Origin of the sequence: Streptomyces sp. 135 (assembly GCF_020026305.1) — a bacterium.
In the GTDB taxonomy this organism is placed as follows: domain Bacteria; phylum Actinomycetota; class Actinomycetes; order Streptomycetales; family Streptomycetaceae; genus Streptomyces.
In genome coordinates this window covers 6,641,071-6,666,526 of sequence record NZ_CP075691.1, presented here as the reverse complement: position 1 = coordinate 6,666,526, position 25,456 = coordinate 6,641,071, and the positions used below count along the sequence as shown (strand labels likewise).

General features: G+C 72.8%; 20 protein-coding genes and 3 pseudogenes. 6 read left to right on the top strand and 17 right to left on the bottom strand.

The features are described 5' to 3' along the window. The first annotated feature begins 14 nt into the window (after positions 1 to 14). A complete protein-coding gene (locus KKZ08_RS30020; protein ID WP_223777402.1) occupies positions 15 to 449 on the top strand; it encodes an ATP-binding protein in 435 nt (144 codons plus the stop codon). On the opposite strand, the gene KKZ08_RS30015 is transcribed toward KKZ08_RS30020, so the two are convergent. From KKZ08_RS30015 to KKZ08_RS29950, 14 genes and pseudogenes are all read right to left on the bottom strand, one after another. Continuing rightward, positions 443 to 1,678 (bottom strand): lytic transglycosylase domain-containing protein, encoded by a 1,236-nt coding sequence (locus tag KKZ08_RS30015; RefSeq protein ID WP_223777401.1) that lies wholly within the window; start codon positions 1,676 to 1,678, stop codon positions 443 to 445. The genes KKZ08_RS30020 and KKZ08_RS30015 overlap by 7 nt on opposite strands. Before the next feature lie 667 nt (positions 1,679 to 2,345). Beyond that, positions 2,346 to 3,056 carry a hypothetical protein gene (locus tag KKZ08_RS30010; RefSeq protein ID WP_223777400.1) on the bottom strand — a complete coding sequence of 237 codons (711 nt, stop codon included), beginning with the start codon at positions 3,054 to 3,056 and terminating at the stop codon, positions 2,346 to 2,348. Positions 3,057 to 3,104: 48 nt separating this feature from the next. Further along, positions 3,105 to 3,653 carry a hypothetical protein gene (locus tag KKZ08_RS30005; protein ID WP_223777399.1) on the bottom strand — a complete coding sequence of 183 codons (549 nt, stop codon included), beginning with the start codon at positions 3,651 to 3,653 and terminating at the stop codon, positions 3,105 to 3,107. 26 nt (positions 3,654 to 3,679) lie between these two features. After that, entirely contained in the window at positions 3,680 to 4,342 is a 663-nt protein-coding gene (locus tag KKZ08_RS30000) for a hypothetical protein (protein WP_223777398.1), read from the bottom strand. Then, complete coding sequence (locus KKZ08_RS29995) at positions 4,339 to 4,857, bottom strand: hypothetical protein (protein WP_223777397.1); 519 nt, start codon at positions 4,855 to 4,857, stop codon at positions 4,339 to 4,341. Before KKZ08_RS29995 ends, KKZ08_RS30000 begins: the two co-directional genes overlap by 4 nt. After that, positions 4,854 to 6,145: pseudogene (locus tag KKZ08_RS29990) on the bottom strand (MlaD family protein). The gene KKZ08_RS29995 and the pseudogene KKZ08_RS29990 overlap by 4 nt, the downstream one beginning before the upstream one ends. Further along, positions 6,142 to 7,353 carry an MCE family protein gene (locus KKZ08_RS29985; protein WP_223777396.1) on the bottom strand — a complete coding sequence of 404 codons (1,212 nt, stop codon included), beginning with the start codon at positions 7,351 to 7,353 and terminating at the stop codon, positions 6,142 to 6,144. Before KKZ08_RS29985 ends, KKZ08_RS29990 begins: the two are co-directional and overlap by 4 nt. Then, positions 7,350 to 8,429 (bottom strand): MCE family protein, encoded by a 1,080-nt coding sequence (locus KKZ08_RS29980; protein ID WP_223777395.1) that lies wholly within the window; start codon positions 8,427 to 8,429, stop codon positions 7,350 to 7,352. Before KKZ08_RS29980 ends, KKZ08_RS29985 begins: the two co-directional genes overlap by 4 nt. A gap of 116 nt (positions 8,430 to 8,545) precedes the next feature. Further along, positions 8,546 to 9,649: an MCE family protein gene (locus KKZ08_RS29975; RefSeq protein ID WP_223777394.1), complete on the bottom strand. Its 1,104-nt coding sequence runs from the start codon at positions 9,647 to 9,649 to the stop codon at positions 8,546 to 8,548. After that, a complete protein-coding gene (locus KKZ08_RS29970; protein WP_223777393.1) occupies positions 9,646 to 10,722 on the bottom strand; it encodes an MCE family protein in 1,077 nt (358 codons plus the stop codon). Before KKZ08_RS29970 ends, KKZ08_RS29975 begins: the two co-directional genes overlap by 4 nt. Then, a complete protein-coding gene (locus KKZ08_RS29965) occupies positions 10,719 to 11,972 on the bottom strand; it encodes an MCE family protein (RefSeq protein ID WP_223779244.1) in 1,254 nt (417 codons plus the stop codon). Before KKZ08_RS29965 ends, KKZ08_RS29970 begins: the two co-directional genes overlap by 4 nt. Before the next feature lie 10 nt (positions 11,973 to 11,982). Further along, on the bottom strand, positions 11,983 to 12,789 hold the full coding sequence (locus KKZ08_RS29960; protein WP_223779243.1) for an ABC transporter permease: 807 nt from the start codon (positions 12,787 to 12,789) through the stop codon (positions 11,983 to 11,985). Between the two features lie 5 nt (positions 12,790 to 12,794). Continuing rightward, positions 12,795 to 13,665 (bottom strand): annotated as a pseudogene (locus tag KKZ08_RS29955) (ABC transporter permease). A gap of 34 nt (positions 13,666 to 13,699) precedes the next feature. After that, positions 13,700 to 14,041, bottom strand: a pseudogene (locus KKZ08_RS29950) (ABC transporter ATP-binding protein); the annotation flags it as partial. A 214-nt stretch (positions 14,042 to 14,255) separates the two neighbouring features. Here KKZ08_RS29950 and KKZ08_RS29945 point away from each other — a divergent pair. The 3 genes from KKZ08_RS29945 (at position 14,256) to KKZ08_RS29935 (ending at position 18,252) form a co-directional block, all read left to right on the top strand. Then, positions 14,256 to 15,782 carry a DUF6801 domain-containing protein gene (locus KKZ08_RS29945; RefSeq protein WP_223777392.1) on the top strand — a complete coding sequence of 509 codons (1,527 nt, stop codon included), beginning with the start codon at positions 14,256 to 14,258 and terminating at the stop codon, positions 15,780 to 15,782. A 79-nt stretch (positions 15,783 to 15,861) separates the two neighbouring features. After that, positions 15,862 to 16,824: a hypothetical protein gene (locus KKZ08_RS29940; RefSeq protein WP_223777391.1), complete on the top strand. Its 963-nt coding sequence runs from the start codon at positions 15,862 to 15,864 to the stop codon at positions 16,822 to 16,824. A gap of 213 nt (positions 16,825 to 17,037) precedes the next feature. Beyond that, positions 17,038 to 18,252 (top strand): PucR family transcriptional regulator, encoded by a 1,215-nt coding sequence (locus tag KKZ08_RS29935; RefSeq protein ID WP_223777390.1) that lies wholly within the window; start codon positions 17,038 to 17,040, stop codon positions 18,250 to 18,252. A gap of 16 nt (positions 18,253 to 18,268) precedes the next feature. Here KKZ08_RS29935 and KKZ08_RS29930 read toward each other — a convergent pair whose 3' ends face one another. The 3 genes from KKZ08_RS29930 to KKZ08_RS29920 all read right to left on the bottom strand — a co-directional run bounded on the left by KKZ08_RS29930 (position 18,269) and on the right by KKZ08_RS29920 (position 23,641). Next, positions 18,269 to 19,501, bottom strand: coding sequence for an arginine deiminase (locus KKZ08_RS29930; protein ID WP_223777389.1), 1,233 nt, complete (start codon positions 19,499 to 19,501; stop codon positions 18,269 to 18,271). 67 nt (positions 19,502 to 19,568) lie between these two features. Continuing rightward, the gene (locus KKZ08_RS29925) at positions 19,569 to 22,148 is read right to left on the bottom strand and encodes a polynucleotide kinase-phosphatase (protein ID WP_223777388.1); all 2,580 of its coding nucleotides are present in this window, start codon (positions 22,146 to 22,148) and stop codon (positions 19,569 to 19,571) included. Then, positions 22,145 to 23,641, bottom strand: coding sequence for a 3' terminal RNA ribose 2'-O-methyltransferase Hen1 (locus tag KKZ08_RS29920; protein WP_223777387.1), 1,497 nt, complete (start codon positions 23,639 to 23,641; stop codon positions 22,145 to 22,147). The genes KKZ08_RS29925 and KKZ08_RS29920 overlap by 4 nt, the downstream gene beginning before the upstream one ends. A gap of 340 nt (positions 23,642 to 23,981) precedes the next feature. Between KKZ08_RS29920 and KKZ08_RS29915 the strand changes: the two genes are divergently transcribed. Both KKZ08_RS29915 and KKZ08_RS29910 read left to right on the top strand, forming a co-directional pair. Next, positions 23,982 to 24,584, top strand: coding sequence for an NAD(P)H-dependent oxidoreductase (locus tag KKZ08_RS29915; RefSeq protein WP_223777386.1), 603 nt, complete (start codon positions 23,982 to 23,984; stop codon positions 24,582 to 24,584). 152 nt (positions 24,585 to 24,736) lie between these two features. Next, complete coding sequence (locus KKZ08_RS29910) at positions 24,737 to 25,438, top strand: response regulator transcription factor (protein WP_223777385.1); 702 nt, start codon at positions 24,737 to 24,739, stop codon at positions 25,436 to 25,438. Positions 25,439 to 25,456: the final 18 nt, after the last annotated feature.

The following is a 25,456-nucleotide window of genomic DNA, read 5'->3' as shown; positions in this document are numbered from 1 at the left end:
CGAACGGACCCGCCTTGCACGAGCCTGCCTCCCCCGCCTCCTGGCGCATCGCGCTGCCGCACACCGCGGCAGCCGTGCCCGTCGCGCGCGCCCTGGTCCGTACCGCGCTCACCGACATCGAGTCGTCCGCCGACACCGACACCGCCGAACTGCTCACCGCGGAGCTGGTCGCCAACGCCGTCGAGCACACCGTGGGGCGTGACCCCATAGAGCTGGTGATCGAGCTGCTGCCGACCGGCTGCCAGGTCGAGGTGCACGACTCCAGCCCGCTGCCGCCCGGCGACCTCACCGCCCCGGACCCGCCCGGCGCGCCGGACCCCTGGCAGGAGCACGGCCGCGGGCTGCTCCTGATCCGCACCCTCAGCTCGTCCTGCGGCCACCGGCCCACCGGCTCCGGCAAAGCCGTCTGGTTCACCCTCCCCACACGCCGTGGGGCGGACGGTCACTGAGCCGGTCCGCACCGTCCCGCCGCCGCTCCGGCCGCGTCCGGTGAGGGGCTCGCCGAGTCGGAGGGGCAGTCCTGCGGGGTGGACGGGTCAGGGCTCGGCGTGGGCGGGTCGGTGGGGGTCGGCGTCGGCGAGGGGCCGGGAGTGGGAGAGCCGGACGGGGAGGGGCCGGGGTCCGTCGCGGACGGGGACGGGCGTGGCGACGGCGAGGGCGGCACCGGGTGGGAGGAGGAGGGAGACGGAGAGGGGGAGGGGGACGGGGTGTCGGGTCTGCCGGGCTCGGGGCCGATGATGACGCCGCCGTCACCGTCACCCCCCTTGCCCCCGTCACCTCCCTTGCCGCCGCGGCCGCCCTCGTCGGCCGGCTCCGTCGCCGGGGCGTCGCCACCGGCTCCGGGAGACTTCGGGATGACGCCTTCGCCGTCGGGGACGGCGTGCACGCCCCTGCGGTAGAAGTCCAGCCAGTGGCGGACCAGTTCGAGGTAGGACCGCGAGTGGTTGTAGCTGAGGACCGCCCGGTCGAGGTCGGCCGCCCGGCTCAGGTCGCGGTCCCCGGCGCACAGGTAGTGCCCGGCGGCCAGCGCCGCGTCGAAGATGTTGTCGGGGTCCCCGCGGCCGTCCCCGTTGCCGTCCGCGCCCCAGCGCGCCCACGTCGACGGCAGGAACTGCATCGGCCCCACCGCCCGGTCGTACACCGTGTCGCCGTCGTGGACGCCGTCGTCGCTGTCCAGGATCAGGGCGAAGTTCCGGCCGTCGAGTGCCGGGCCGGTGATCCGGCCGAGCGTGGTGCCGTGCCGGTCGACCGCGCCGCCGCGTGCCTGCCCGGACTCCACCTTGCCGATGGCGGCGAGCAGTTCCCAGGGCAGCGCGCACCCGGGGTCCGTGCGGCCGACGGACCGCTCCGCGGCACGGTAGGCGCGCAGCACGGTGCCGGGGATACCGGACTGGGCACGTACCGGGGCGGCCTGTGCGGCGCGCGGCGGGGCGTCCGGGGACACCAGGGGCGGGAGTTCGGTGTGGTACGAACCGTCGTGGGGCGGGGCGAGTTCGGCGTACGGAAGGTCCGCGGCCGGGGCGGGCCGGCCGTCGGCGGCCGGGCGGGCACCCTCCTTCCGCGGTAGTCCGGGGGCCTGGGAGGCGGTGAGCGCCGCCACCGCGGCCACGGCGACAGCGGTGGCCCGCAGGCCCTGCCGGGTCCGGACGGGCAGGCGTGGGGCGCGGTGTTCGGGCATGGTCGGTTCACTCCCTGGTGGTGAGGGGCGGGCGGGTTCTCCCCGGGAGGGGTTCCGGGGCGAGGGGCGCTTCCCGAGGCGAGGGCGGCTTGTCCTTGAGCGAAGGTCGCGGGTCTCCCTGGGGCGAGGGGCGGCGCGTCGTCCCGGTGGCGAGGGGCGGGCGCGACCCCCCGGCGGGGACGGGCAGGCGCTTCCTCCCGGTGGCGACGGGCCGGCACGGCCCCCTCGGCGGCGAGAGGCAGGCACGTCCCCCCGGCGGCGACGAGCAGGCACGACCCCCGTGGCCAGAGGCAGGCACAGCGGTGGCGACGGGCAGGCACGTCCCCCCGGCGGCGAGAGACAGGCACGGCCCCCGATGGCAACGGAAGGGCACGGCCTCCCGATGACGACGGGCGGGCACGCCCCCCCCGGCGGCGAGAGACAGGCACGGCCCCCCGGCGGCAAGAGACAGGCACGACCCCCGATGGCAACGGAAGGCCACGGCCTCCCGATGACGACGGGCGGGCACGCCCCCCTCGGCGGCAAGAGGCAAGCGCGTCCCCCCGGCGGCAAGAGACAGGCACGCCCCCTCGGCGGCAAGAGACAGGCACCTCCCCCCGGCGGCGACGAGCAGGCACCCCCCGGCGGCAACGGGCAAGCACACCCCCGTCGCGAGAGGCAGGCACCTTCAGCGGCTGAACGTGTCGATGGCCGAGACGAGCCAACGGCCGTCGCGCCGCTCGACGTCGACCGCGAACATCGCCCCGGCGTAGGTGCCGTCGTCATCGGCCTTCTTGTCGCCGGCCGTGCTGACGCTGCTCTGATCGGCGTAGACCAGGACACGGGCCCGGTCGCCGTCGATGCGCTCGACCGCGCTGTCGGTGACCGTGGTCGTGATCACCGCCTTCTGCTTGTCGGCCCGCGTGCGGATGTCGCCGAGCAGGTCCCGGTGCTGGGCGACGGCGCGTCCCGTGAGCCATGTGCTCGCGGCCTTGTCGAGGGCGCCGCGGTCGGCGTGGTCGTACGAGAAGAGCGCGCCGACGGCCTTGGTCGACTGACCCTTGATCTCGCTGGTGCGGGCGGTGTCGGACAGGGCGGTGTTGCGTGCGGCCGGGGCGTCGCGGATCGCCTCCGCGCGGGCGTGCGCCCAGCCGGCGAAGCCGCCGAGTACGAGGGTGAGCAGGCAGAGGATCAGGAGGGTGCGGGTGCTGCGGGGCGGGGGCCCAGGCGTTTCGGGAGCCGCCGTTCCGTCTCGGGTCGTGTGCCGCGTGCGGGTCGGTCGTGGCTGGTCGCGCGGTTCCCCGCGCCCTTTGGCGGCGGTGCTCGTGACCGGGGGGTGGAGGGCCTCCCGGGCCTGGCGGCGGCGTGCGTTGTTCAGGTGATGGCGGGTCGCCGGCATCGTGTTCGTCCTCTCCTGCGGCCGGTCGGCGGTCAGCTGGTCGGCCGGTCAGCCTGCTGACGTGCCGCCGACCGGGGCCTGCCCCAGGGCGCTGAGTTTCCAGTGGCCGTCGGTGCGGGTCAGTTCGCCGAGCATGCGGCTGTCCTTGTCGGTGCTCGCGTCGCCGGGGGCTTTCACCGTCACCCGCAGGGCGACAAGGACGCGGGCCCGGCCGGCCCGGTCGTCGAGTTCGGTGAGCGCGCCGGAGAGCACCTTCGCCGTGGTCACGGTCTTCGCGGTCCGCACCTTCGCGGCGAACTCCTCGCGCCCGGCCGCCAGTTGCTCGTGCAGCTCGCCGGTGGTGGAGGACTCCCAGAGGTCCAGGCCGCGGCTGACGCTGCGGTGGTCGAGGGTGTTGAGGTTCTGGACGGCCTGTTCACCGGCGGCGAGGGCCGCGTCGCGCTGCTCGGCGTAGCCCGCGGTGTCGTCGTGGGCCGCGGCGTACCAGTCCCAGCCCGCCCATGTGCCGAAGCCTGCCGCGGTCAGGGCGAGGGCCACGGCGAGGGCCGTGAGCGGCGGTGCCCCGAGCCTGGCCGGTCCCCCGGTCCCGTGTCTCATCCGTCTTCCCTTCTCCTCGCGCCCGCTCAGCGGGGCTTCATGTCGACGATTCGCCACTGGTCGTCCTCCCATCGCGCGGTCACCGTGAGCTGGGCCGCCGCGGAGGTGGTGCGGGCCTTTCCGCGGTGCGAGAGCTGATCGAGGAAGACGAGCAACCGTGCGCTGTCGCCGTCGAGTTCGATCACTCCGATACGTACGGCCTGGGTGCTGAGGGTGACGCGCTGCGCGGCGAGGTCCGCGCGCATCCGGCCCATCAGCTCCGTGTACTGGCGCTCCGCCCGCCCCGCGAGGACGGACCGCGCGGCACGCTCGGTGGCGTCCAGACCGCCCGGTGTGTACGAGAAGACGCGCGCGAGGGCGTTGCCGACGTCACCGGCGACGCGGCTGGTCGCCTCGGCGTCGGTCAGCGCGTGGTTGCCGGCGGACGGGGCGGACCTCAGCTGATGGGCGCCGTAGAAGAAGCCTCCGCCGGCGAGGACGAGCAGCACGGCGCACACCGCGGGGACGAGGCGCCGGACGAGGACACGCGAACGCCGGCCGCCACCGCGACCGTCCACCGGCTCGGCCTGCGGCGCCTCTTGGCCGGACGCGGCGTCAGTGCCGCCGCCGGGGTGGGGGGCGTCCTCTTCCCGTCCTGCGGGTGGGGCGGTGGGGGTCCGGGGGCGTCCGAGGTGCCGTAGCGGTGTCATCGGCTCTCGTCCTCCTTCGCCGTCCGCGCGAGCGGTACCGCGCTCAGTGCCTTGACCTTCCACTCGCCTTCGCCCGTGCGGGCAAGGACCGCCTCCAGACGCTTGCGGTCCGCGGTCGGCGTCTTCGCCCCCGTGGGCGTGACCTCGACGCGCACGGTGGCGACGAGCTTCGCGGTGCCCGCGCGCGTGTCGAGGGCGGTGAGTGCGGCCTCGGTGACCGTGCCCCGCGCCGAGGGACCCTTTCCGGGGGCGGTGGCGCCCAGTTCCTGCCGCAGCGGACCGGTCGCGGCGGCACGCCAGTCCTCGATGCCCGCCCGCGCCCGCTGCCGGGACGAGGCGTCGAGGGTGTTGAGGACGGCGAGCCGCTCGCGCCCGTCGCTCAGCGCCTCGTCGCGCTCACGGCCGTACGCGAGGGAGTCGTCGCCCCGCGCCTGGGCGTACGTCCACGCCCCGGCGCCGCAGAACGCCAGCGCCAGTACCAGTCCCGCCCCGGCGACGGCCCGCGTCCGCCTCATCGGCCCGCCTCCGGGTCCGCGCCGAGCAGCCCCGCCAGCCCCGCCGCCCCGGTGCCGCCCGTGCCCGGGAGGCCAGCGCGCCCGGCGCCGAAGCGGTACCGCCCGCGCGCCCCTTGTTGCCCGTGCTGCCCGTGCTGCCCGAGGGCAGGGAGCCGGGCCTGGCCGGTTCGGGCAGCGCTCCGCCCCGGGGGGCGTTGGCGGACCCACGTACGTTGACCCCGCTCGCGGCCGGTGCCGTGCAGGCGGCGCCGGTGTTGAGGGCGGGGGCGGTACCGAGGTCCAGGCCGGTGCGGTACCGGGTGCCGCCGTAGCCGTCGGTGCAGGGCAGGGGCTTGAAGAAGGTGACGGCCAGGCCGAGCCGCAGCTTTCCTCCGTCGACGGCGGTGGCACCGGCCGAGACGGCCGCCGGGTACTTCACGAGGAGTTCCTCGACGCCGCGCTGCCGGGTGACGGCGATCTCGGAGGTGGTGACCAGGTTGGCGAGGACCACGCCGAGGCTGGGGTCGAGGTCCCGGAGCAACCCGCTGACCTGCGTGGCGGCGTCCGGCGTGACGGTGAGGAGCCGGCGTAGATCGGTGTCGGAACCCTTGAGGGTGCGGGCGAGTTCCGTCGCACCGTCGGCGAAGCCGCGGATGGCCTTCGCCTCCTCGGCCTGGGTGCGCAGCACGGTCTCGCCGTCGACGAGCAGGCGGCTGGTCGAGGGCAGATCACGGTCGGCGGCCTCGATGAAGGCACTGCCGCTGTCGAGGAGCACCCGCAGGTCGTCGCCGTGCCCCTCGAAGGTCTTGCCGAACTCGTCGACCACCGTGCGCAGTTCCTTCAGCGGCACGGACCGGGTGAGGTCGTTCACGCTGGTGAGGACGTCGGTGACGGGCACGGGCACCTCGGTGTCGGGCCGTTCGATCCGGGTGCCGTCGGCGAGGTGGGGGCCGGTGTCGCTCTCCGGCCGCAGGTCGATGTACTGCTCGCCCACCGCGGAGAGTCCGGCCACCACGGCCCGCGTGTCGGCGGGGATGCGGGGGGCGGACTTCTTGATGCGCAGCTCCGCGACCACGCCGTCCGCGGTCAGCTCGATCGGGCCGACCCGGCCCACCGACACGCCTCGGTAGGTGACGTCGGAGTGGGTGAAGAGCCCGCCCGTCCGGGCGAGTTCGACCTTGACCGTGTAGTGGTCGGCGACGCCGACGTAGCGGCCGAGGTCCGCGTAACGGATGCCGAGGAAGCCGAGGACGAGGACGGCGATGACGAGGAAGGCGAGGTTCTTCAGGCGTACGGCGAGGGTGATCATCCTGGCGTGCCTCCGTCCTCGGGACTTCGGGTGGGTTCCGGTGGTACGGACGGCAGGGGCAGCGGCGCCGAGGGGGAGGCCGTGGTCTTGGCGCCGGACCGCTTCTTGGGCGCGGCGGTGGGCGAAGGGGTGCCGCGCGGCACCAGAGGAGGGATCACCTGGGTGCCGGGGACGGCGGTCATCTTCAGGTAGACGTTGAGGTAGTCGCCCTTGACGCCGTTCAGCACCTCGTCGGTGAACGGGTAGGTGAGCAGCACCTGGAGGGAGTCCGGCAGGTCGGTCCCCGCGTCGGCGAGGGCCTTGAGGGTGGGGGCGAGGGCCTTGAGGTCGGCGACCATGTCGTCCTTGCTCGCTTCGACGGTGGAGACGGCGACACCGGACAGCCTGTCCAGGGAGCGCAGCATGGTCAGCAGGGAGCCGCGCTGCTCCTCCAGGGTCTTCAGACCGGGTGAGAGACCGGTCAGGACGGTGCGTACGTCGTCCTTGCGGCCGGCGAGGGTCGTGGCGAGCCGGTTGACGCCGTCGAGGGCGTCGGTGATGTCACCGCGGTGGTCGTCGAGGTTCCCCACGAGTTCCTCGACCCGTTTCAGCATGGAGCGGACCTCGGGTTCACGTCCGCCGAGGGCCTTGTTGAGTTCCCGTGTGATGGTCTTGAGCTGGTTGACGCCGCCACCGTTGAGCAGCAGGGACAGCGCGCCGAACACCTCTTCGACCTCGGTGTTGCGGCCGGTGCGGGAGAGGGGGATGACGGCGCCGTCGCCGAGCCGTGCCGCCGGTCCTGCCGACTTGGCGGGCGCGATGAGGCTGACGTACTTCTCGCCGAGCAGGCTTGACTGTTCCAGGCGGGCGCCCGCGTCGCGGGGCAGCCGGACGTCGCCGTTGATCTCCATCGTGACGCGGGCCGACCACTTGTCGCCGTCGAGGCGGACGGAGGTGACCCGGCCGACGGCGACGTCGTTGACCTTGACCGCGGCGTGCGGCACCAGGCTGAGGGCGTCGGCCAGTTCGGCGGTGACGGTGTAGGGGTGCGGGCCGAGGTCGGCGCCGCCCGGCAGGGGCAGGTCCTCGATGCCGTCGAAGCGGGGGGCGGTGACGGAGAAGGCGCCGAGGGCGAGCGCGAAGCCGAGGCCGAGGGCGAGCAGTCCGCCGAGACCGGCACCGGTGGCGGCTCCGGTGGTGAGCGCCCGCCGTCGTACGACGCGCTTCACCGCGCACCTTCCCTCGTGGGTGGGACCGAGGGCGAGGACGAGGGTGTGGACGAGGGCGAGGGTGAGCCGGAAGGCCCGGTACCGCCCGTCACCGGCAGCGGCAGCAGCGGGCCGCCCATGCTGATCTCGTTGAGGTTGGCGCGGCCGTCGATCCTGCCGGTGCCGGTGTCGTAGGCGCCGACGAGGTTGTCCGCGGCGAGCGGGGCGACGTCCAGGGCCTCGGCCAGCGAGGTGCGGTTGCGGGCCAGGGCCCGGGTGATCGGGACGAGCCGTTCGACGTTCTTCTCCAGCTCGCCCCGGTTGTCCTTGACGAAGGTCTTCACCTGGCCGAGTGCGGTGCCGAGTTCCTTCAGCGCGCCCGCGAGGTCGTCCTTGTTGTCGGCGAAGTAGCCGACGACGGTGTCCAGCCGCTCCTGTGCCGTGCGTACGTCGGTGTCCTTGTCCTTCAGCATGGTGGTGAAGGTCTGGAGGCTGCGGAGGGTGGCGAACAGGTCGTCGCTGGAGCCGTCGAGGGTCTTGGTGGCCTTGCCGAACTCCTCGATGCCGCTGCCGATGGCCTCGCCGTTGCCGTCGAGGTTGGCGGCACCCGTCCTCAGCAGCTCGGACAGGGCCCCGGAGGAGTTGGCCCCGTCCGGCCCGAGCGCCTCGCTCAGGTCGGTGATCGAGGCGTACAGCTGGTCGATCTCGACCGGGGTGCGGTTGCGGGAGGCGGGCAGTACGGCGCCGTCGGCGAGGGCGGGCCCTGAACGGTAGGCCGGGGTGAGCTGCACGTAGCGGTCGGCGACGACGCTGGGCGCGACCACCAGGGCCCGTGCCGACTTCGGTACGCGTATGCCGTCGTCCAGCGCCAGCTCGACCCGCACGCGGGTGCCCTGGGGGTGGACCGACTCCACCTCGCCGACCCTGACGCCGAGGACGCGCAGGTCGGAACCGGCGTAGATGCCGACGGCACGGTCGAAGTAGGCGGTGACGCGGGTGCCGGTGGAGTCCAGGGCGCGCACCGTGACGAGTCCGGCGGCGACGACGGCGAGGGCGATCGCGGCCGCGAGGAGTTTCCTGCGGGAGGAGAAGGGCATGCCGCGCGCCGCAAGGCGATTGCCTCGCGTCGCAGGGCGTTTGCTCCGCGCCGTAAGGCGTTTGCCGCGCGCCGCGAGAAGCTTTCCGCGCGCCGCCACGAAAGATCTGCGCTTGCTCATCGTTCACCGCTCCCCCGGGCCGCCGCCGACTGCTTGGGCGGCATGCACGACGTCTTGGGCTGGGACCGCGCGGGCAGGTAGTCGCGGGGCACCACCCCGCACAGATAGCTGTCGAACCAGCGGCCGTTGCCGAGGGTGTTGCCGACGAGCCGGTAATAGGGGCCGACCAGGGCAAGCGTCCGGTCGAGCCGGGTGCTGTTCTCCTTCAGGACGGTCGTGACGCGGCCGAGCGCCTTCAGGGTGGGGCCGAGCTGCTTCTCGTTGTCGTCCACCAGGCCGCTCAGTTCCGTTCCGAGGGCGCGGCTGCCCTTCAGCAGGGCGGTGATGGCTTTGCGCCGGTCCTGGAGTTCGCCGAGCAGCGGGCCCGCGTCCTGGATGAGGGTCTCGAAGCTGGACTTCTTCTCCTTCAGCGTCTTGGTGAACTTGGCGCTGCCCTTGAGGAGTTCGGACAGTTCGCGGTCGCGCTTGGAGACCGAACGCGACAGGTCCGACAGTCCGGTGGCGGCCTTGCGGACGTGCGGCGGCGAGTTCTCGAAGGTGTCCGAGATCGTCTCGAAGCTCTTGGCGAGCTGCTCGGTGTCGATGGCGTCGGCGGTGGAACCGAGGTCCTGGAACGCCTGGGTGACGTCGTACGGTGAGGTGGTCCGCGTCCGCGGGATGCGGTCGCCGGGGTCCTGCTCCCCCGTGCCGAGCGGATCGAGCGCCAGGTACTTGTCGCCGAGCAGGGTCTTGATGGCGATGGCGGCGGTGGTCCGGTCGCCGATCCAGGCCTTCTCGACCTCGAAGGTGACCTTCACCCGGCCCCTGTCGAGGCTCACGCCGGTGACCTCGCCGACCTTGACGCCCGCGACGCGCACCTCGTCGCCCTCGTCCAGGCCCGCCGCCTCGGTGAAGTCGGCGCTGTAGGTGGTGCCTTTGCCGGTGAGGGGCAGCCGGTCGGCGTTGTAGGCGAAGGCGGTGAGCAGCGCCAGCAGGAGCAGCCCGACGAGGGCCACGGCGATCGGGTCGCGGTCCTTGACCGGCTTCAGGCGCGGCGGGCGGAAGCGGCGGGGCGCGGGAGCGGGGGTGTCGTGGCGTTCGGGCCGCAGCAGCAGGGTCATGCACCGCACCTCGCTTCGGTGACCGCGATGCCGGTGGGCGGCTCGGCACCGGTGGAGGTGGTCACGCCGTCCACGCGGGCCTCGCAGAGGTAGAGGTTGAACCAGGAGCCGTAGGACGACAGGCGGCCCAGGGCGGTCAGCTTGGCGGGGGTCCGCTCCAGGAAGTCCTCGATCTGCGGGGTGGCGTCGCCGAGGTTGTCCGAGAGGCGGCCCAACTGGCGGATGTCCTTCTTCAAGGGGGCGCGTCCCTCGTCGATGAGGTCGGCGGTCACGGTGGTCAGGTCGCCCATGGCCGTGACGGCCTTGCCAAGGGGCTTGCGGTCGGCGTTGAAGCCGGTGACGAGTTTCTGGAGGGTGTCCACGAGGCCGTCGAAGTCGGCCTCGCGGTCGTTGAGGGTGGTCAGGACGGTGTTGAGGTTCTTGACCACCTTGCCGATGACCTTGTCCTTGGCGGCGACCGTCGTACTGAGGGAGCCGACGTGCCGGATGAGGCTGTCGACGGTGCCGCCCTCGCCCTGGAGGACCTGCACGATGGAGCCGGCGAGTTCGTTGACGTCCTTCGGGGAGAGGCCCTCGAAGAGCGGCTTGAAGCCGTTGAAGAGCAGGGTCAGGTCCAGGGCGGGGGCGGTCCGGCCGAGCGGGATGGTGTCGCCGGCGTCGAGGGTGCCGGTGAGGCCGCCGCTGCCCCGGTCCAGGGCGATGTAGCGCTGCCCGACCATGTTGAGGTACTTCACGGCGGCGGTGGCCGACGCGGGCAGGGTGCGGTCGTCGCGGACGGTGAAGGTGACCTGGGCGGTGCGCCGGCCGACGACGCGGACGTCGGTGACCCGGCCGACCTCGACCCCGGAGATGCGGACGCTGTCGCCGTCGGTGACTCCGGTGGCGTCGGTGAACAGCGCCTTGTAGGAGAGGCTGTCGTCGCCGACGCCGGTGCCGGAGACGCTCAGCCCGAGGACGGCCGTGGCCAGCGCGGTGACCACCAGGAAGGCGAGGGACTTGAGCACCGGGCCGGTCAGCGGACGGCGCCGGGTGGGGGCGGTGCGCCGGGTGTCGGCGGTGCGCCGGAGCATCATCGCAGGGCCACCTCCGTGCCGCGCAGTGCCGGGCCCGCGAGCAGGGTGCTCCACTCCGGGAGGTCGGCGGCGGCCTTGCCTGCGGCCGGTGCGAGGAGTTCGTTGACGAGGTCGTTCTCCTGTGGGGAGTTGGCGGGACCGAGGTCCTGCCCGGCCCCCGCGGGGGCCCGCACGGCCGGTTTCGCGGCGACGCCGAGGTAGGGCACGGGGTAGCAGCGGGGGCCGCCGCCCGCGTCGTACGAAGGGGTGTCGCGGCCGGGGCGGTAGGCGCCTCGGGAGGGCACGGTGGTGACGTCGACCCGCAGGCCGGGCCGGTCGGTGCCCTTGCCGAGGGCCTTGTCCATGGCCGGCACGAAGTCGGCGAGGGTGCGCAGGGTGCAGGGGAAGGCCGAGGAGTACTCGGCGAGCAGTTCCAGGGTGGGCCGGGAGGAGGCGGAGAGCCGGATGATGTTGTCCTCGTTCTGCCGCAGGAAGGCGGTCAGGTCCTCGGCCGTCCTGGTGGTGGCGCCGAAGGTGCCGGCCAGTTCGCTCTCCTTCTCGGCCAGGGTGCCGCTGGTGGTGGTGAAGTCGGTGAGGGCCGTGAGGATGTCGGGGGCGGCGTCGGCGTAGACATGGCTGACCTTCACGAGGTGCTTCAAGTCGCGGTTGAGGGTGGGCAGTCGGGGGTTGAACTTCCGCAGGTGGGAGTCGAGGAGGGTGAGGGTGTCCCCGAGCCGGTCGCCGCGTCCCTCCAGGGCCTGGGCGACGGCGGAGAGGGTGGCGGAGAGCTTCTGCGGCTGGACGGCGGTCAGCATGGGCAGCACGTCGTCGAGGACCTGCTGGAGTTCGACGGCGTTCGCGGAGCGGTCCTGCGGGATGACGGCACCCGCGGCCAGGGGCCGCGCGGACGGCGACGCGGGCGGCACGAGCGCGACGAAGCGCTCGCCGAACAGGGTGGTGGGCAGCATCTGGGCGCGTACGTCGGCGGGTATCCGGGCGAGGGTCTCGGGGCGCAGGGCGAGGGTGAGCCGGGCGCCGTCGTCGGTGGCGTCGATCTCGCGGACCTCGCCGACGACGACGCCGCGCAGTTTCACCTCGGCGCCCAGGTGCATCTCGTTGCCGACGCTGCCGGTCTCCACGACCACCGGGGCGGAGTCGGTGAACCGCTTGCCGTAGACGGCGACCGCGAGCCACACCAGCAGGGCGGGGACCACCAGGAAGACCACTCCGGCGAGCCGGCGGCGCACGGTCGCGCCCCGCGCCGGGTTCACTGCGACCATGTCAGCCCGCCACCTTCACGGTCGTGGTGGCGCCCCACAGGGCCAGCGACAGGAAGAAGTCGGTGACGCTGATCAGCACGATGGCGTTGCGCACCGACCGGCCGACGGCGACGCCCACTCCGGCCGGGCCGCCGGAGGCGCGGTAGCCGTAGTAGCAGTGGGCGACGATCACCATCACGCTGAAGATGAGCACCTTCAGGACGGAGAGCAGCACGTCCGTGGGGGAGAGGAAGAGATTGAAGTAGTGGTCGTACGTTCCCCGGGACTGGCCGTTGAAGAGGACCGTGACGTAGCGGGATGCCAGGTAGGAGGAGAGCAGCCCGATCGCGTAGAGCGGGATGATGGCGACGACGCCGGCGATGATGCGGGTGGTGACCAGGTAGGGAAGGGAGCGGATGCCCATGCCTTCGAGGGCGTCGACCTCCTCGTTGATGCGCATGGCGCCGAGCTGGGCGGTGAAGCCGGCGCCGACGGTCGCGGAGAGGGCGAGGCCGGCGACCAGCGGGGCGATCTCACGGGTGTTGAAGTACGCGGAGACGAACCCGGTGAAGGCGGCGGTGCCGATCTGGTCGAGGGCCGCGTATCCCTGAAGGCCCACCACGGTCCCCGTGAACAGGGTCATCGCGATCATCACGCCGATGGTGCCGCCGATGACCCCGAGGCCACCGGTGCCGAAGGCCACCTCGGCGAGGAGGCGCTGCACCTCTTTGAGGTAGCGGCGCAGGGTGCGGGGGATCCAGAGCAGGGAGCGTACGTAGAACAGGAGTTGGTCGCCGGAGCGGTCCAGCCAGGCGAGCGGGGAGGCCACGGGGCTCAGCCTCCCTTCGGCGGCACGAGTTGGAGGTAGACGCCCGTCATCACCATGTTGACGAAGAAGAGCAGCAGGAAGGTGATGACGACGGACTGGTTGACGGCGTCGCCGACGCCCTTGGGGCCGCCGCGCGGGTTCAGGCCGCGGTAGGCGGCGACGACGCCCGCGATGAACCCGAAGACCAGGGCCTTGAGTTCGCTGATGTAGAGGTCGGAGAGCTGGGCGAGGGCGGAGAAGCTGGAGAGGTAGGCGCCGGGGGTGCCGCCCTGGAGGAAGACGTTGAAGGCGTAGCCCCCGACGATGCCGACCACGGAGACCAGGCCGTTGAGCAGGACCGCGACGCCCATGGTGGCCAGGACGCGGGGTACCACCAGGCGTTGCACGGGCGATACGCCCATGACCTCCATGGCGTCCAGTTCCTCGCGGATGGTGCGCGAGCCGAGGTCGGCGCAGATCGCGGAGCCGGCCGCGCCCGCGATGAGCAGGGCGACGATCAGCGGGCTCGCCTGCTGAACGACGGCCAGCACGCTGGCGCCGCCGGTGAAGGACTGGGCGCCGAGCTGCTGGGTGAGCGAGCCGACCTGGAGGGCGATCACGGCGCCGAACGGGATCGCGACCAGGGCGGCGGGCAGGATGGTCACCCCGGCGATGAACCAGAACTGCTCCACGAACTCCCGGAACTGGAACGGCCGCCGGAAGATCGCCCGCGCCACCTCGACGGCAAGCGCGAACAGCCGCCCGGTCTGCCGCAGGGCACCGCCGATCACGCCCCACTCCCGTTGGCCTGCGTCGGGAGGGGGGTGGTGGTGCTGGGGGTGCGGCGGGCGGTGGGCGTGGCCGGGGCGTCGGACACGCTGGACGTGCCGGGCCCACCGGAGGTGCCGTACGCGTCGCCCGACGCATGGATGGCGTACGTATGGGCGATGGCGGTGCGGGCCGCGGGTGGCAGGCGGTCGAGCATGCCGAGGACCCGGTCCTTGCGCCGGGTGACCGCGCGGCGCGGCGGAAGTCCGGGGGACGGCTCCAGTTGCGGGATGATCTCCCGCGGGGCGTCGGCGCCCCTCGCCCCCGCGGCCTCGGCGGCGAGGGTGGCGGCGTCCTTCTCCTCCGACATCCCGATCGGACCTTCGCGGCGGCCGGACAGGAACTGCGCCACGACCGGTTCCTCACTGGTCAGAAGCACCTCGCGCGGGCCGAAGGTGACCAGTTCGCGCCGGAAGAGCATGCCCATGTTGTCGGGAACCGTGGCGCGAGCCGTGAGAGGGACGTCAGCATCGCGGAACGCGGCTCGCGCACGCCCGGCCGGTGGTCCGGCCGGCGTGCGGGCTACCACACGCGGCCGCCGCCGCCATCGGCCATCCGACCCCAGGACGATCCGAGCGGGTGACAGATGACAGGCCCGCACCGCCGCCCGACGGGCGGTCCGCAGCCGTGCGCGCGGCGCGGCGATCGCCGCGTTCGTCGTGCTGGCCGCCACCGTGCCCGCGGCGGCCGGGGCGTCCGGTACGCAGCAGATCGACGTCGCGCTGCCCTACGTATGCCTGTTTCCCTCCGGAGAGCACCCCGCGGCGGTACGGATCTCGGCGGCCTTCCCCGAGCGGGTGGCGGCCGGTGAGCCGATCGAACCCGCGGACGTGACCACGACCGTCGAGCTGCCGAAGCCTGCGGTGGCGGACCTCGCGGCGCTCGGCGCGGCCGGCGTGCGCGCGGCGACCCGGCTCGAGGTCGGCGTCACACAGGACGAGGCCACCGCCGAGGCGACCTGGCGCGGCAGCACGGAACCCACGGCCCTGCCCGCGGACGGGCCGCTGACCCTGACCGCGACGGGAGACGTCCCCTCGGTCACCGGGCAGGGTGCGGGCGAACTGTCCATGACGGCGGGCGGCTTCGGCCTGGACTTCACCCTGACCACCGCCGACGGCGGCGCCCCCGACCCCGCCGAGGTGACCGTCGACTGCGCTCTCGCCGAGGACGCCCCGGACGGGGGCCGGCTGGTCGGCGTCCTGGTCGGCGCGGACGACGACGGCGGCACGGACGGCCCCGGCGGACCGCCCTCCGGATCACCGTCAGGATCGCCCTCCGGCGCGCCGTCCGCCTCCGGCCCACCGGGGCGGTCCGAGGAGGGCCCGCCGGGCCGGCAGGGCGAGCGCGCCCCGAAGGTCGCCGAACCCGGCCAGGGCGGTGCCGCCGCCAAGGCCACGGCGCCGACCTGCAAGTACGACGAGAAATACCCGGCCGGGCCGATGTCGCTCAACGCCTACATCACCGGCTACTCCAACGTGAACAAGCTCGACGGCGCCGCGCTGATCCCGCCGTTCTGCACGCTCATCACCCAGGGCGAGCCCCAGTTCGAGTTCTTCCCGGACTACAGCGGCGCCTGGATCACCCAGCACTCCACCGCCGACCTCTACCACCGGCAGCGCAAGCAGACCCCGCCCTTCGAGGCGACCTTCCTGACCTTCGACTTCACTCCCACGACGGCCACGATGGTGCTGGAGCAGACGGGCCCGATGACCATCGACTCGCACGGCACCACCGACTTCGTGTTCACCAGCACGGACACCCACGTCCGGGCGCCGCTCGTGCTCCGGGTGACGAAGCTGGAGGTCAACGGCACCCCGCTGGACGTCGGGGCGAAGTGCCGGACCAAGACCTCCCTCGCCTCCCCGGAGCCGGAACCGGCGAAGTACCCCGGTGACCACCTGGTCCTGCACGGCCGGGGCGAACAGACCACCGGTGAGCCCGCCACCGGCTATCTGCTGCTGTCCGGCGGCCCGCTGACCGGCAAGGTCACCATCCCCGCCTTCACGGGCTGCGGCACCGCCGACGGTGAGGACCTCGACCGCCTGCTCACGGCCTCGGTGTCCGGTTCAGGCAACTACGTCAAGCAGATCCAGGGGCAGACCTGCTTCGTCTCGGCCGATGTGCTCAACCCCGACGAGTGCACCGACGACGCCCAGCCCCGCAAGGTCCCCGTCGCCGAACGGTGACCCCCTCGTCGCACCCTTCACCCCCTCCGCCCTCCCCTCTCCCTCTCCCTCTCCCCTCTCCCCTGACCAGGAAGGCCCCATGATGCGGTTCTCCCTCCGCGCCACAGCCGCCACCACAGCCGCCACCACCGCCACCGTCCTCGGCACCGCGCTCGGCGTCTTCGCCTCCATGGGCACCGCCACCGCGGCCGCCGCCGTGCCGAACGGCGAGTGGGCGCCCTTCACCCGCTGTCCCGTGGACGCCCCGGCGATGCTGGCCGCCGACGGCCTGGACCGCACCCCCCAGTGCGTGGTCTCCACCTCGCCGAACGGCTCCATCAAACTGGGCAGGACCACCGTGCCCACGGGCCGGACCAACCTCCAGATCGGGGTCGTCCAGAACGCCGACGGGACCAGCTCCGTGGTGGCCCCGCCCGGCGGTGCCCTCATCGCCGACTCCGCGACCGTCCCCGGCGGCCTGCTCGGGCTGATGTGCCCGAGCGACATCCCCGCGATCTCGGACATCTGCGAGCAGCTCAGCGACAGCACCCTCAACAAGATCACGGCGACGGTGGAGTCCGTGGGCACGCCCTACGACTTCGACCAGACCGCCGGCATCGTCACCGACAAGCCGATCGTCGCCATACCGGTCCGCATCCACCTGAAGAACCCGTTCCTCGGCAGCAAGTGCTACATCGGCACCGCCGCCAAGCCCGTCGTTCTGCGGCCAAAGAACCTGCAGTTCCCCGAGTTCGGCATGTCGTTCTTCCGTGGTGACGGCACCGTCGCCGAGGACGGCGAGATGAGCCGCGTCAACCTCACCGGGGCCGCGCAGAACGACAGCACCTTCGCCGTGCCGGGCGCCAGTGGCTGCGGTCTCGGCCTGCTCGGCCTGATCGACGCGGCGGTCAACGCCAAGACCGGACTGCCCTCCGCCGCCGGGAAGAACACCCTGACGCTCAACAACGCCCAGACCCACCTCGCCGGCCTGACCGCCCCCGGCACCTTCGCCCCCGACGCGGGCAAGCGCCTCGCGGAGAACTGGCACTCCGCCGTCGACTGATGGCCGCGCGACGGCGATTCTCAGCCGTCCCGGCGGCCATACCACGCCCCACCGCACCGAAATGTGCACGGACTGTGTACGTCCCACCGAACTTGTCTTAGCTTCAGCAGCCCAGACACGTGGCACCTCAAGTCCGGTCGTGCGCCTCGCCCGTGCAGGAGCGGGGCGCACGACCGGTGCATCGTGGGCACCGAAGAGCAAGGGACGGCACTCATGCCTTCATCCACGCTACCGATGGAAGGCGGTGAACCGCTGGGGCCTCTCCCCAAGGAGTTCGCCGCCTACATGAGACCGGAGTTACCCGGCCTCATGAAGCAGATCGGCGCCGAGGTCACGCGGGCCTATCCGGTGTACGGGCGGCTGCTCAACGGCCCCCACGCCGAACCCATCCGGCAGGGTGTCGAGCAGGCCCTGTCCGTCTTCGTGGACCGCGTCGCCGACCCCGGCAAGAACGTCGTGCTCCGCGACGAGCTGCTGCGCAAGTTCGGCCGCGTGGAAGCCTACGAGGGACGCGCGATGGAGACCCTCCAGGGGGCGTACCGGCTCGGCGCCCGCGTCGCGCTGCGCCGCGCCAAGGCCTTGGGCCAGCAGTACCGGCTCTCCCCCACCCTCATCCTCGCCTTCGCCGACGCCCTGTTCGCCTACGTCGACGAACTGGAGCAGATCTCCCGCGAGGGCTACGCCGAGGTGCGGGCGCGGGCCTTCTCCGAGGTTCCGGTGCGGCGCAGACGACTGCTGCACCTCATCCTCGCCGCTCCCCCGCTGCCCCAGGAGCTCCCCGGGCTCTGCGAGGCCGCCGCCTGGCGCCTGCCCGCCGAGGTCACCATGGTCGCCCTGCGCTCACCGGTCCCGGGGCACCTGGAGGCGGGTCTTGCCGACGACGTCCTGTGCGACCTGGACACCCCGCAGCCGCACCTGCTGGTGCCCGGGGCCCTCACCCCGGAACGCCTGGCGATGCTCGACTCGGCGCTGGCGGGCGCCCGCGGCGCGGTGGGCCTGACCGTGCCGCCGGTCGAGGCGGCCGACTCCATTCGCTGGGCGCGCCGTGTGCTCCAGCTGATCGACGAGGGTGTGGTGGCCGACGCTCCCCTGGTCCGCTGCGAAGACCACCTCGTGACGCTGTGGCTGCTGTCCGACCCGGCTCTGGTGAAACACCTCGCGGCCGGGGAGCTGGCGCCGATCGACCACCTGCCGGCCAGCCGCCGCGACCGGCTCGTCGAGACCCTGCGGGTGCACGTCTCCACGCGGGCGCCGGCGGAGCAGGTCGGCGAGCTGCTGGGCGTACACGCGCAGACCGTGCGCTACCGCCTGCGGAACCTGGACGTCCTGCTGGGCGACCGCCTCGCCGACCCCGACCACCGCTTCGCCCTGGAGGCCTCGCTGCGCGCCCTGCAACTGCTCTCCCGCGACCGCGACACCGGGGAGTAGCGGGCCGAAGGTGCCCCTACATCCCAGGCACCGGGTCCCGCGTCACCGGGCAGCTCATGCAGCGCGGCCCGCCCCGGCCGCGCCCCAGCTCGCTCCCCAGGATCTCGATCACCTCGAGGCCCTGCTTGCGCAGATAGGTGTTGGTCGTCGCGTTCCGCTCGTACGCCAGCACGACGCCCGGCTCGACCGCGAGGACGTTGCAGCCGTCGTCCCACTGCTCCCGCTCGGCCGCGTGCACGTCCTGGGTGGCGGTGAGCACGCGGATGGTGTCCAGTCCGAGCGCGGCGGCGATCGCCCGGTGCATGTTCTCGGGCGGATGGTCGGTGACCTTCAACTCCCGGTCGCCGACGCCCGGTTCGATGGTGTAGGAGCGGAGCATGCCGAGGCCCGCGTACTGCGTGAAGGTGTCGCCGTCGACCATCGTCATGACCGTGTCGAGGTGCATGAACGCGCGCCGCTTCGGCATGTCGAGTGCCACGATGGTCTGCGCGGAGCCCGCCGCGAACAGCTTGTGGGCGAGCATCTCGACGGCCTGCGGCGTGGTGCGCTCGCTCATGCCGATGAGCACCGCGCCCTTGCCGATGACCAGGACGTCGCCGCCCTCGATGGTCGAGGGGTAGTCCGCCTGGCCCTGCGACCAGACGTTGAACTGCTCGCCACGGAAGAGCGGGTGGTACCGGTAGATCGCCTCGAAGTGCACGGTCTCGCGCTGCCGGGCGGGCCAGCGCATCGCGTTGATGGAGACGCCGTCGTAGATCCAGGCCGACGTGTCACGCGTGAAGAGGTGGTTGGGCAGCGGACCGAGCAGGAAGTCGTCCAGGTCCATGCAGTGGAAGCGCACGGAGGTCGGCTCGGGGTGGGCCTCCAGGAACTCCCGTTTGGTCATGCCGCCCACCAGCGCCTCGGCCAGCTCCACCGACGGCAGCGTCTCGAACGCGATCCGCAGGTGGTCGGTGGCCAGGGGACCGTACTCCTTCTCGTCGAAGACGCGGTCCAGGATGAGCAGGCGGGCCTCGGGCACGTCCAGGGTCTCTTTCAGCAGGTCGCCGAAGAGGTGCACCGCCACGCCCCGGTCGCGCAGCACGTCCGCGAAGCCGTCGTGCTCCTGGCGGGCCCTGCGCACCCACAGCACGTCGTCGAAGAGCAGTGCGTCCTTGTTGCTCGGAGTCAGCCGCTTGAGCTCCAGATCGGGGCGGTGCAGTATGACGCGGCGCAGCCGCCCGGCCTCGGAGTCGACATGGAATCCCATGGGGTCCATCTTTCCCCGGCCGGGCGGCCGACGCGCGGTCAACACGGCAACAGCACCTGATGCCGCCTCAGAGCCGCGGGTCCACCGGCTCCGACTCCAGTGCGAGCACCGCGAAGACCGCCTCGTGGACGCGCCACAGCGGCTCGCCGTCCGCCAGCCGGTCCAGGGCCTCCAGGCCGAGCGCGTACTCGCGCAGGGCGAGCGACCGCTTGTGGCCGAGGGTGCGGCCCCGCAGCTTCTCCAGGTTCTGCGGCCGCGTGTACTCCGGGCCGTAGATGATCCGCAGGTATTCGCGGCCCCGGCACTTGACGCCGGGCTGCACCAGGCGTCCCTGAGCGTTCCTGGCCAGGGCCTCGACCGGCTTGACGACCATGCCCTCGCCGCCGCGGCCCGTCATCTCCAGCCACCAGTCGACGCCCGCCCGCACCGACGCCTCGTCGCCGGTGTCGACGTAGAGGCGGCGGGTGGTCTGGAGCAGGTCCGAGCCCTGACTGCCGTCGTGCTCCACCATCCGGTCGATCAGGGCCAGTTGGCGGTCGTGCGGCAGCCCGGCCAGGCTGCGGCCCTGGACGGCCAGGATCTGGAACGGCGCGAGGCGTACGCCCTCCAGGCCGTCGGTCGGCCAGCAGTAGCGGCGGTAGGCGTCGGTGAACGCGGCGGCGTCCGCTGCCCGTTCACGCTGCCGGGCGAGCAGCGCGCCCGCGTCGACGCCGCGCGACACCGCGGCCTCCAGGGCGGCCAGCGCGCCGGGGAAGGCGGCCCCGGCGGCGGCGCCCACGGCCGCGTACTGCGTGCGGAGCAGGCCGGACGCCTTCAGCGACCAGGGCATCAGCTCGGCGTCGAGCAGCAGCCAGTCCGTCTCCAGCTCCTCCCACAGGCCCGCCTCGGTGACGGCGGCGCGCACCCGGCCGAGCAGCTCCTCCGTGACGGACGCGTCGGCGAAGAAGGGGCGGCCGGTGCGGGTGCAGAGGGAGCCGGTCGGGCCGTCCACGCCGAAGCGTTCGCGGGCGACGTCCGCGTCGCGGCAGACCAGGGCGACCGCGCGCGAGCCCATGTGCTTCTCCTCGCACACGACGCGGCCGACGCCGTCCTGCGCGTACGAGGCGAAGGCCTCAGCCGGGTGTTCGAGGTAGCCGTCACGCCGTGACGTGGCGGTGGGCGCCATGGTCGGCGGGAGGTAGGGCAGCAGGCGCGGGTCGACGGCGAAGCGGCTCATGACTTCGAGGGCCGCCGCCGCGTTCTCCTCGCGCACGGCGACGCGGCCCGCGTGCCGGGTCTCCACCACGCGGCGGCCGTGTACGTCGGTGAGGTCGAGCGGCCGTCCGTCGTGGCCACCGGGTGCCTCGCTGCGCAGCGGCTTGGCGGGCTCGTACCAGACCCGCTCCGCGGGGACGTCGACCAGCTCGCGCTCCGGCCAGCGCAGCGCGGTCAGCCTGCCGCCGAAGACGGCGCCGGTGTCCAGGCAGATGGTGTTGTTCAGCCAGGTCGCGGTGGGCACGGGGGTGTGGCCGTAGACGACCGCGGCCCGGCCGCGGTACTCCTCGGCCCACGGGTAGCGCACCGGCAGTCCGAACTCGTCGGTCTCGCCGGTGGTGTCGCCGTACAGGGCGTGCGAGCGCACCCGCCCCGACGTGCGCCCGTGGTACTTCTCGGGCAGCCCGGCGTGGCAGACGACCAGCTTGCCGCCGTCGAGGACGTAGTGGGACACGAGCCCGTCCACGAACTCCCGCACCTGCGCGCGGAATTCGTCGCTCTCCCCCGCCAGCTGCTCGACGGTCTCGGCCAGGCCGTGGGTGTGCTGGACGCTGCGGCCCTTGAGGTGGCGGCCGAGCTTGTTCTCGTGGTTGCCGGGCACGCACAGCGCGGTGCCGGCGGCGACCATCGCCATGACGCGGCGCAGCACGCCCGGGGTGTCGGGGCCGCGGTCGACGAGGTCGCCGACGAAGACGGCGGTACGCCCTTCGGGGTGCGTGCCGTCGACGTAACCGAGCTTGGTGAGCAGGGTCTCCAGCTCGGCGGCGCAGCCGTGGACGTCGCCGATGATGTCGAAGGGGCCGGTGAGGTGGGAGAGGTCGTTGTAGCGCTTCTCGGTGACGATGCGGGCGCCGTCGATCTCCTCCACGCCGCGCAGGACGTGCACCTTGCGGAAGCCCTCGCGCTCCAAGTGCCGTAGTGAACGCCGCAGTTCGCGCTGGTGGCGCTGGATGACGCGGCGGGGCAGGCCGGCCCGGTCCGCGCGCGTGGCGTTGCGCGCGGCGCAGACGTCCTCGGGCACGTCGAGCACGATGGCGATGGGCAGCACGTCGTACCGCCTGGCCAGCTCGATCAGCTGCTTGCGGCTGTCGCTCTGCACGTTGGTGGCGTCGACGACGGTGCGGCGGCCCGCGGCCAGCCGCTTGCCCGCGATGTAGTGCAGCACGTCGAAGGCGTCACCGCTGGCGCTCTGGTCGTTCTCGTCGTCGGCGACGAGCCCCCGGCAGAAGTCGCTGCCGATCACCTCGGTGGGTCTGAAGTGGCGCCGGGCGAAGGTGGACTTGCCGGAGCCGGTGGCGCCGACGAGTACGACGAGGGAGAGGTCGGTGACGGGGAGCACGCGGCCTCTCACGTCGGTATCGGTGGTGGCATCGGCGTTGTCGTCGTGGGTCATGCTGCCCGCACCTGCTTCACGTTCTTGTCCGTCTCGGTGATCGTGGGGTCCGTCCGGTGGAAGACGGCCAGCTGGGTCGGCGGGCCCACTTCGGGGTCCTCGTCGCCGACCGGCTCGAACTCCACGGCGTAGCCGTGCCGTTCGGCGACTCGGCGCGCCCACGCCCGGAACTCCTCGCGGGTCCACTCGAAGCGGTGGTCGCCGTGGCGGGTGTGGCCGGCCGGGAGGGTCTCCCAGCGGACGTTGTACTCGACGTTCGGCGTCGTCACCAGGACCGTGCGGGGCCGCGCCGAGCCGAACACCGCGTACTCCAGGGCGGGCAGCCGCTCCACGTCGAGGTGCTCGATCACCTCGCTGAGGACCGCCGCGTCGTACCCCTTGAGCCGCTTGTCGGTGTACGCCAGCGAGCCCTGGAGGAGCGTGACGCGCTCCGCCCTGCGGTCGCCCATGCTCTCCAGCTTGAGCCGCCGCGAGGCGACGGTCAGCGCGCGCATGGACACGTCGACCCCGACGATCTCGGTGAACCGCCGGTCCTTGAGCAGTGCCTGCACCAACTGGCCCTGGCCGCAGCCGAGGTCGAGCACGCGCCCGGCCCCCGCGGCGGTCAGCGCCGCGAGGATCGCCTCGCGGCGCCGCACGGCGAGCGGCACCGGCTTCTCCTCGGTGTCGCTGTTCTCATCGACGGCGTTGTCGATCTCGGCGACGTCCGTGTCGTCCGCGTCGGCGAGCCGCAGCAGTTCGAGGCGCTCCTGCGCCTCGCGGGTCAGGGACCGGCGCCGCGACAGGTAGCGGCTGGTGATGAGGTGCTGCTCCGGGTGGTCCACGAGCCAGCCCCCGCCGGCCCGCAGCAGTTTGTCGACCTCGTCCGCCGAGACCCAGTAGTGCTTGGCGTCGTCGAGGACGGGGAGCAGGACATAGAGGTGGCGCAGTGCCTCGCCGAGGGTCAGCCGTCCCTCGGGCGCGTCGAGCACGAGGCCCACGTACCGCGAGTCGCCCCACTGCGGGAACCGCTCGTCCAGCGGCACCGGCGTCACCGTCACCGTCCAGCCCAGCGGCGCGAAGAGCGCCCGTACCAGGTCGGCACCGCCGTGCGCGGGCAGCGCGGGCACCTCGACGCGCAGCGGCAGTGGCAGCGCCGCCCGCTCGGGCCGCGCGGGGCACACGCCGCGCATCGCGCTGGAGAACACCGCGCCGATCGCGACGGCGAGCAGCGACGACGCGGCGTAGGGCCGGTCGTTCACGTACTGCGCGAGTGCCGCGTCGGGGGCGCCGCCCCGGCCCTTGCCCTTCCCGCGCCGCACGAGCGCGACGGGGTCGATCTCCAGGAGCAGCGCGGCCGTGCACCGCTCGGCGGTCGCCTCGGGGTAGAGGACGTGCGCGGTGCCGTACGAGGTGGAGAACGCCTGCGCCTTGCCGGGATGCTTGTGCAGCAGGAAACCGAGGTCGGTCGCGGGGCGTTCAGGGGTGCCGGTGGTGCTGATCGTCAGGAACACGGTGGGTGGCCTCGAAACGGGATGAGGGCTGTGGATGCGCGCTCCGGGGCCATGAACGCGGCCCCTTGTACGGGCTCGCGGCGGTACGTGCGCCGCGCCGCGGCAACCCCCGCGCAACGGCGCCCCGCCCCCGGTACGCCCCCTCAACGTACCGCGCGCGCCGTCCGCGCACCCGGGAATTTTCCCTCGTCAGCCAGGTGCGGGGAGCGCGGGAGCGGTGTCTTCGGCGGTGCCGCCGCCGGGGGGCGCCCGGCGTGCGGGGCGATGTTTCGTGCGTGATGATCTGGACACTGGAGGCCTCAGCACCACGTACCGCATCCGTCCCGCGAAGGAGTCCCCCGTGCGCGCCCTGGCACTCGTCTGCACCCTCTCCCCCTCCCCCGCCCCGTCCAGCAGTGAGCTGCTGGCGGGGCAGGTGCTGACCGAGATGGAGAAGCTGGGTGTCGGCGTGGAGTCCGTGCGGATCGCCGACCACGACGTGCGCTCGGGCGTCTCGACGGACCTGGGCGAGGGCGACGCCTGGCCCGCGCTGCGCGAGAAGGTGCTCGCGGCCGACATCCTGCTGCTGGCCACCCCGATCTGGCTCGGCCACCCCGCGAGCATCTGCCAGCGCGTCCTCGAACGCCTGAACGCCGAGACCGAGACCGACGACGAGGGGCGCCCGCTGATCCACGGCAAGGTGGCGGCCGTGGCGGTCGTGGGCAACGAGGACGGCGCGCACAAGGTGAGCGCCGACGTCTTCCAGGGGCTCAACGACATCGGCTTCAGCCTGGCGCCGGGGGCCGTCACCTACTGGGTGGGCGAGGCCCAGCAGGGCACCGACTACCAGGATCTCGACGAGACCCCGGAGGCCGTCGCCGACACCACCCGGGCCCTCGCGGCGAACACCGTCCACCTGGCGCGGCTGCTGCGCGACGCCCCTTTCCCGCCCCCGGCGTCCTGACCGTCCGACGAGCCGGCGGCCGCCTCCCCGAAGTGGCCGCTTACGTCCGCTCACGTCGGTAAACGTCCGTGTTGATCCGTCGGTAATCGTTTGTTGATCGGTTCCGATCACCCTGTGCCCGTCGATATTCGGGGGAAGACAGGGAAAGACCAGTGTCGGATACACGCATATCGGTGGCCGTACACGCCGCCGACCCCCTCAGCCGCGCCGGAGTGATCAGTCACCTCCGCCACCAGCCCAGCGTCGAGCTGGTGGACCGCACCGAGGACCCATCGCAGACACCATCGCAGGCACATCAGAACCACAGCCACGGCACGGCGCCCGCACCGGAGCGGGTCGCCGTCATGCTCGTGGACCGGCTCGACGACCCCGCGGGCACCGAACTGCGCCGGCTCGCCAGGTCCGCCGAGCAGCGCGTCGTCCTCATCGCCAGCGAACTGCGCGAGCCGGAGCTGCTCGCGGTCGTCGAGTGCGGCGTACGCGCCATCCTCTGGCGGCACCAGGCGACCCCGCAGAAGCTGCTGCGCGCCGTCCACAGCGCGGCGCGCGGCGAGGGGGAGCTGCCGCCCGACCTCATCAACCGGCTCATGACGCAGCTGGGGCGGCTGCGGCTCTCGGCGCTCGACGGATCGCCGTCCGCCGCCGGGGCCCTCGTGCCGACGCTGGGCATGGCGCCCCGCGAGGTCGACGTCGTGCGGCTGATCGCGGAGGGCCTCGACACCAAGCAGATCTCGGAGAAGCTCGCCTACTCCGAACGCACCGTCAAGAACGTCCTGCACGCGCTGATGACGCGCCTGCAGCTCCAGAACCGCGCGCATGCCGTCGCGTACGCGCTGCGGGAGGGATACATCTGATGCCGCCGATCCACCGCC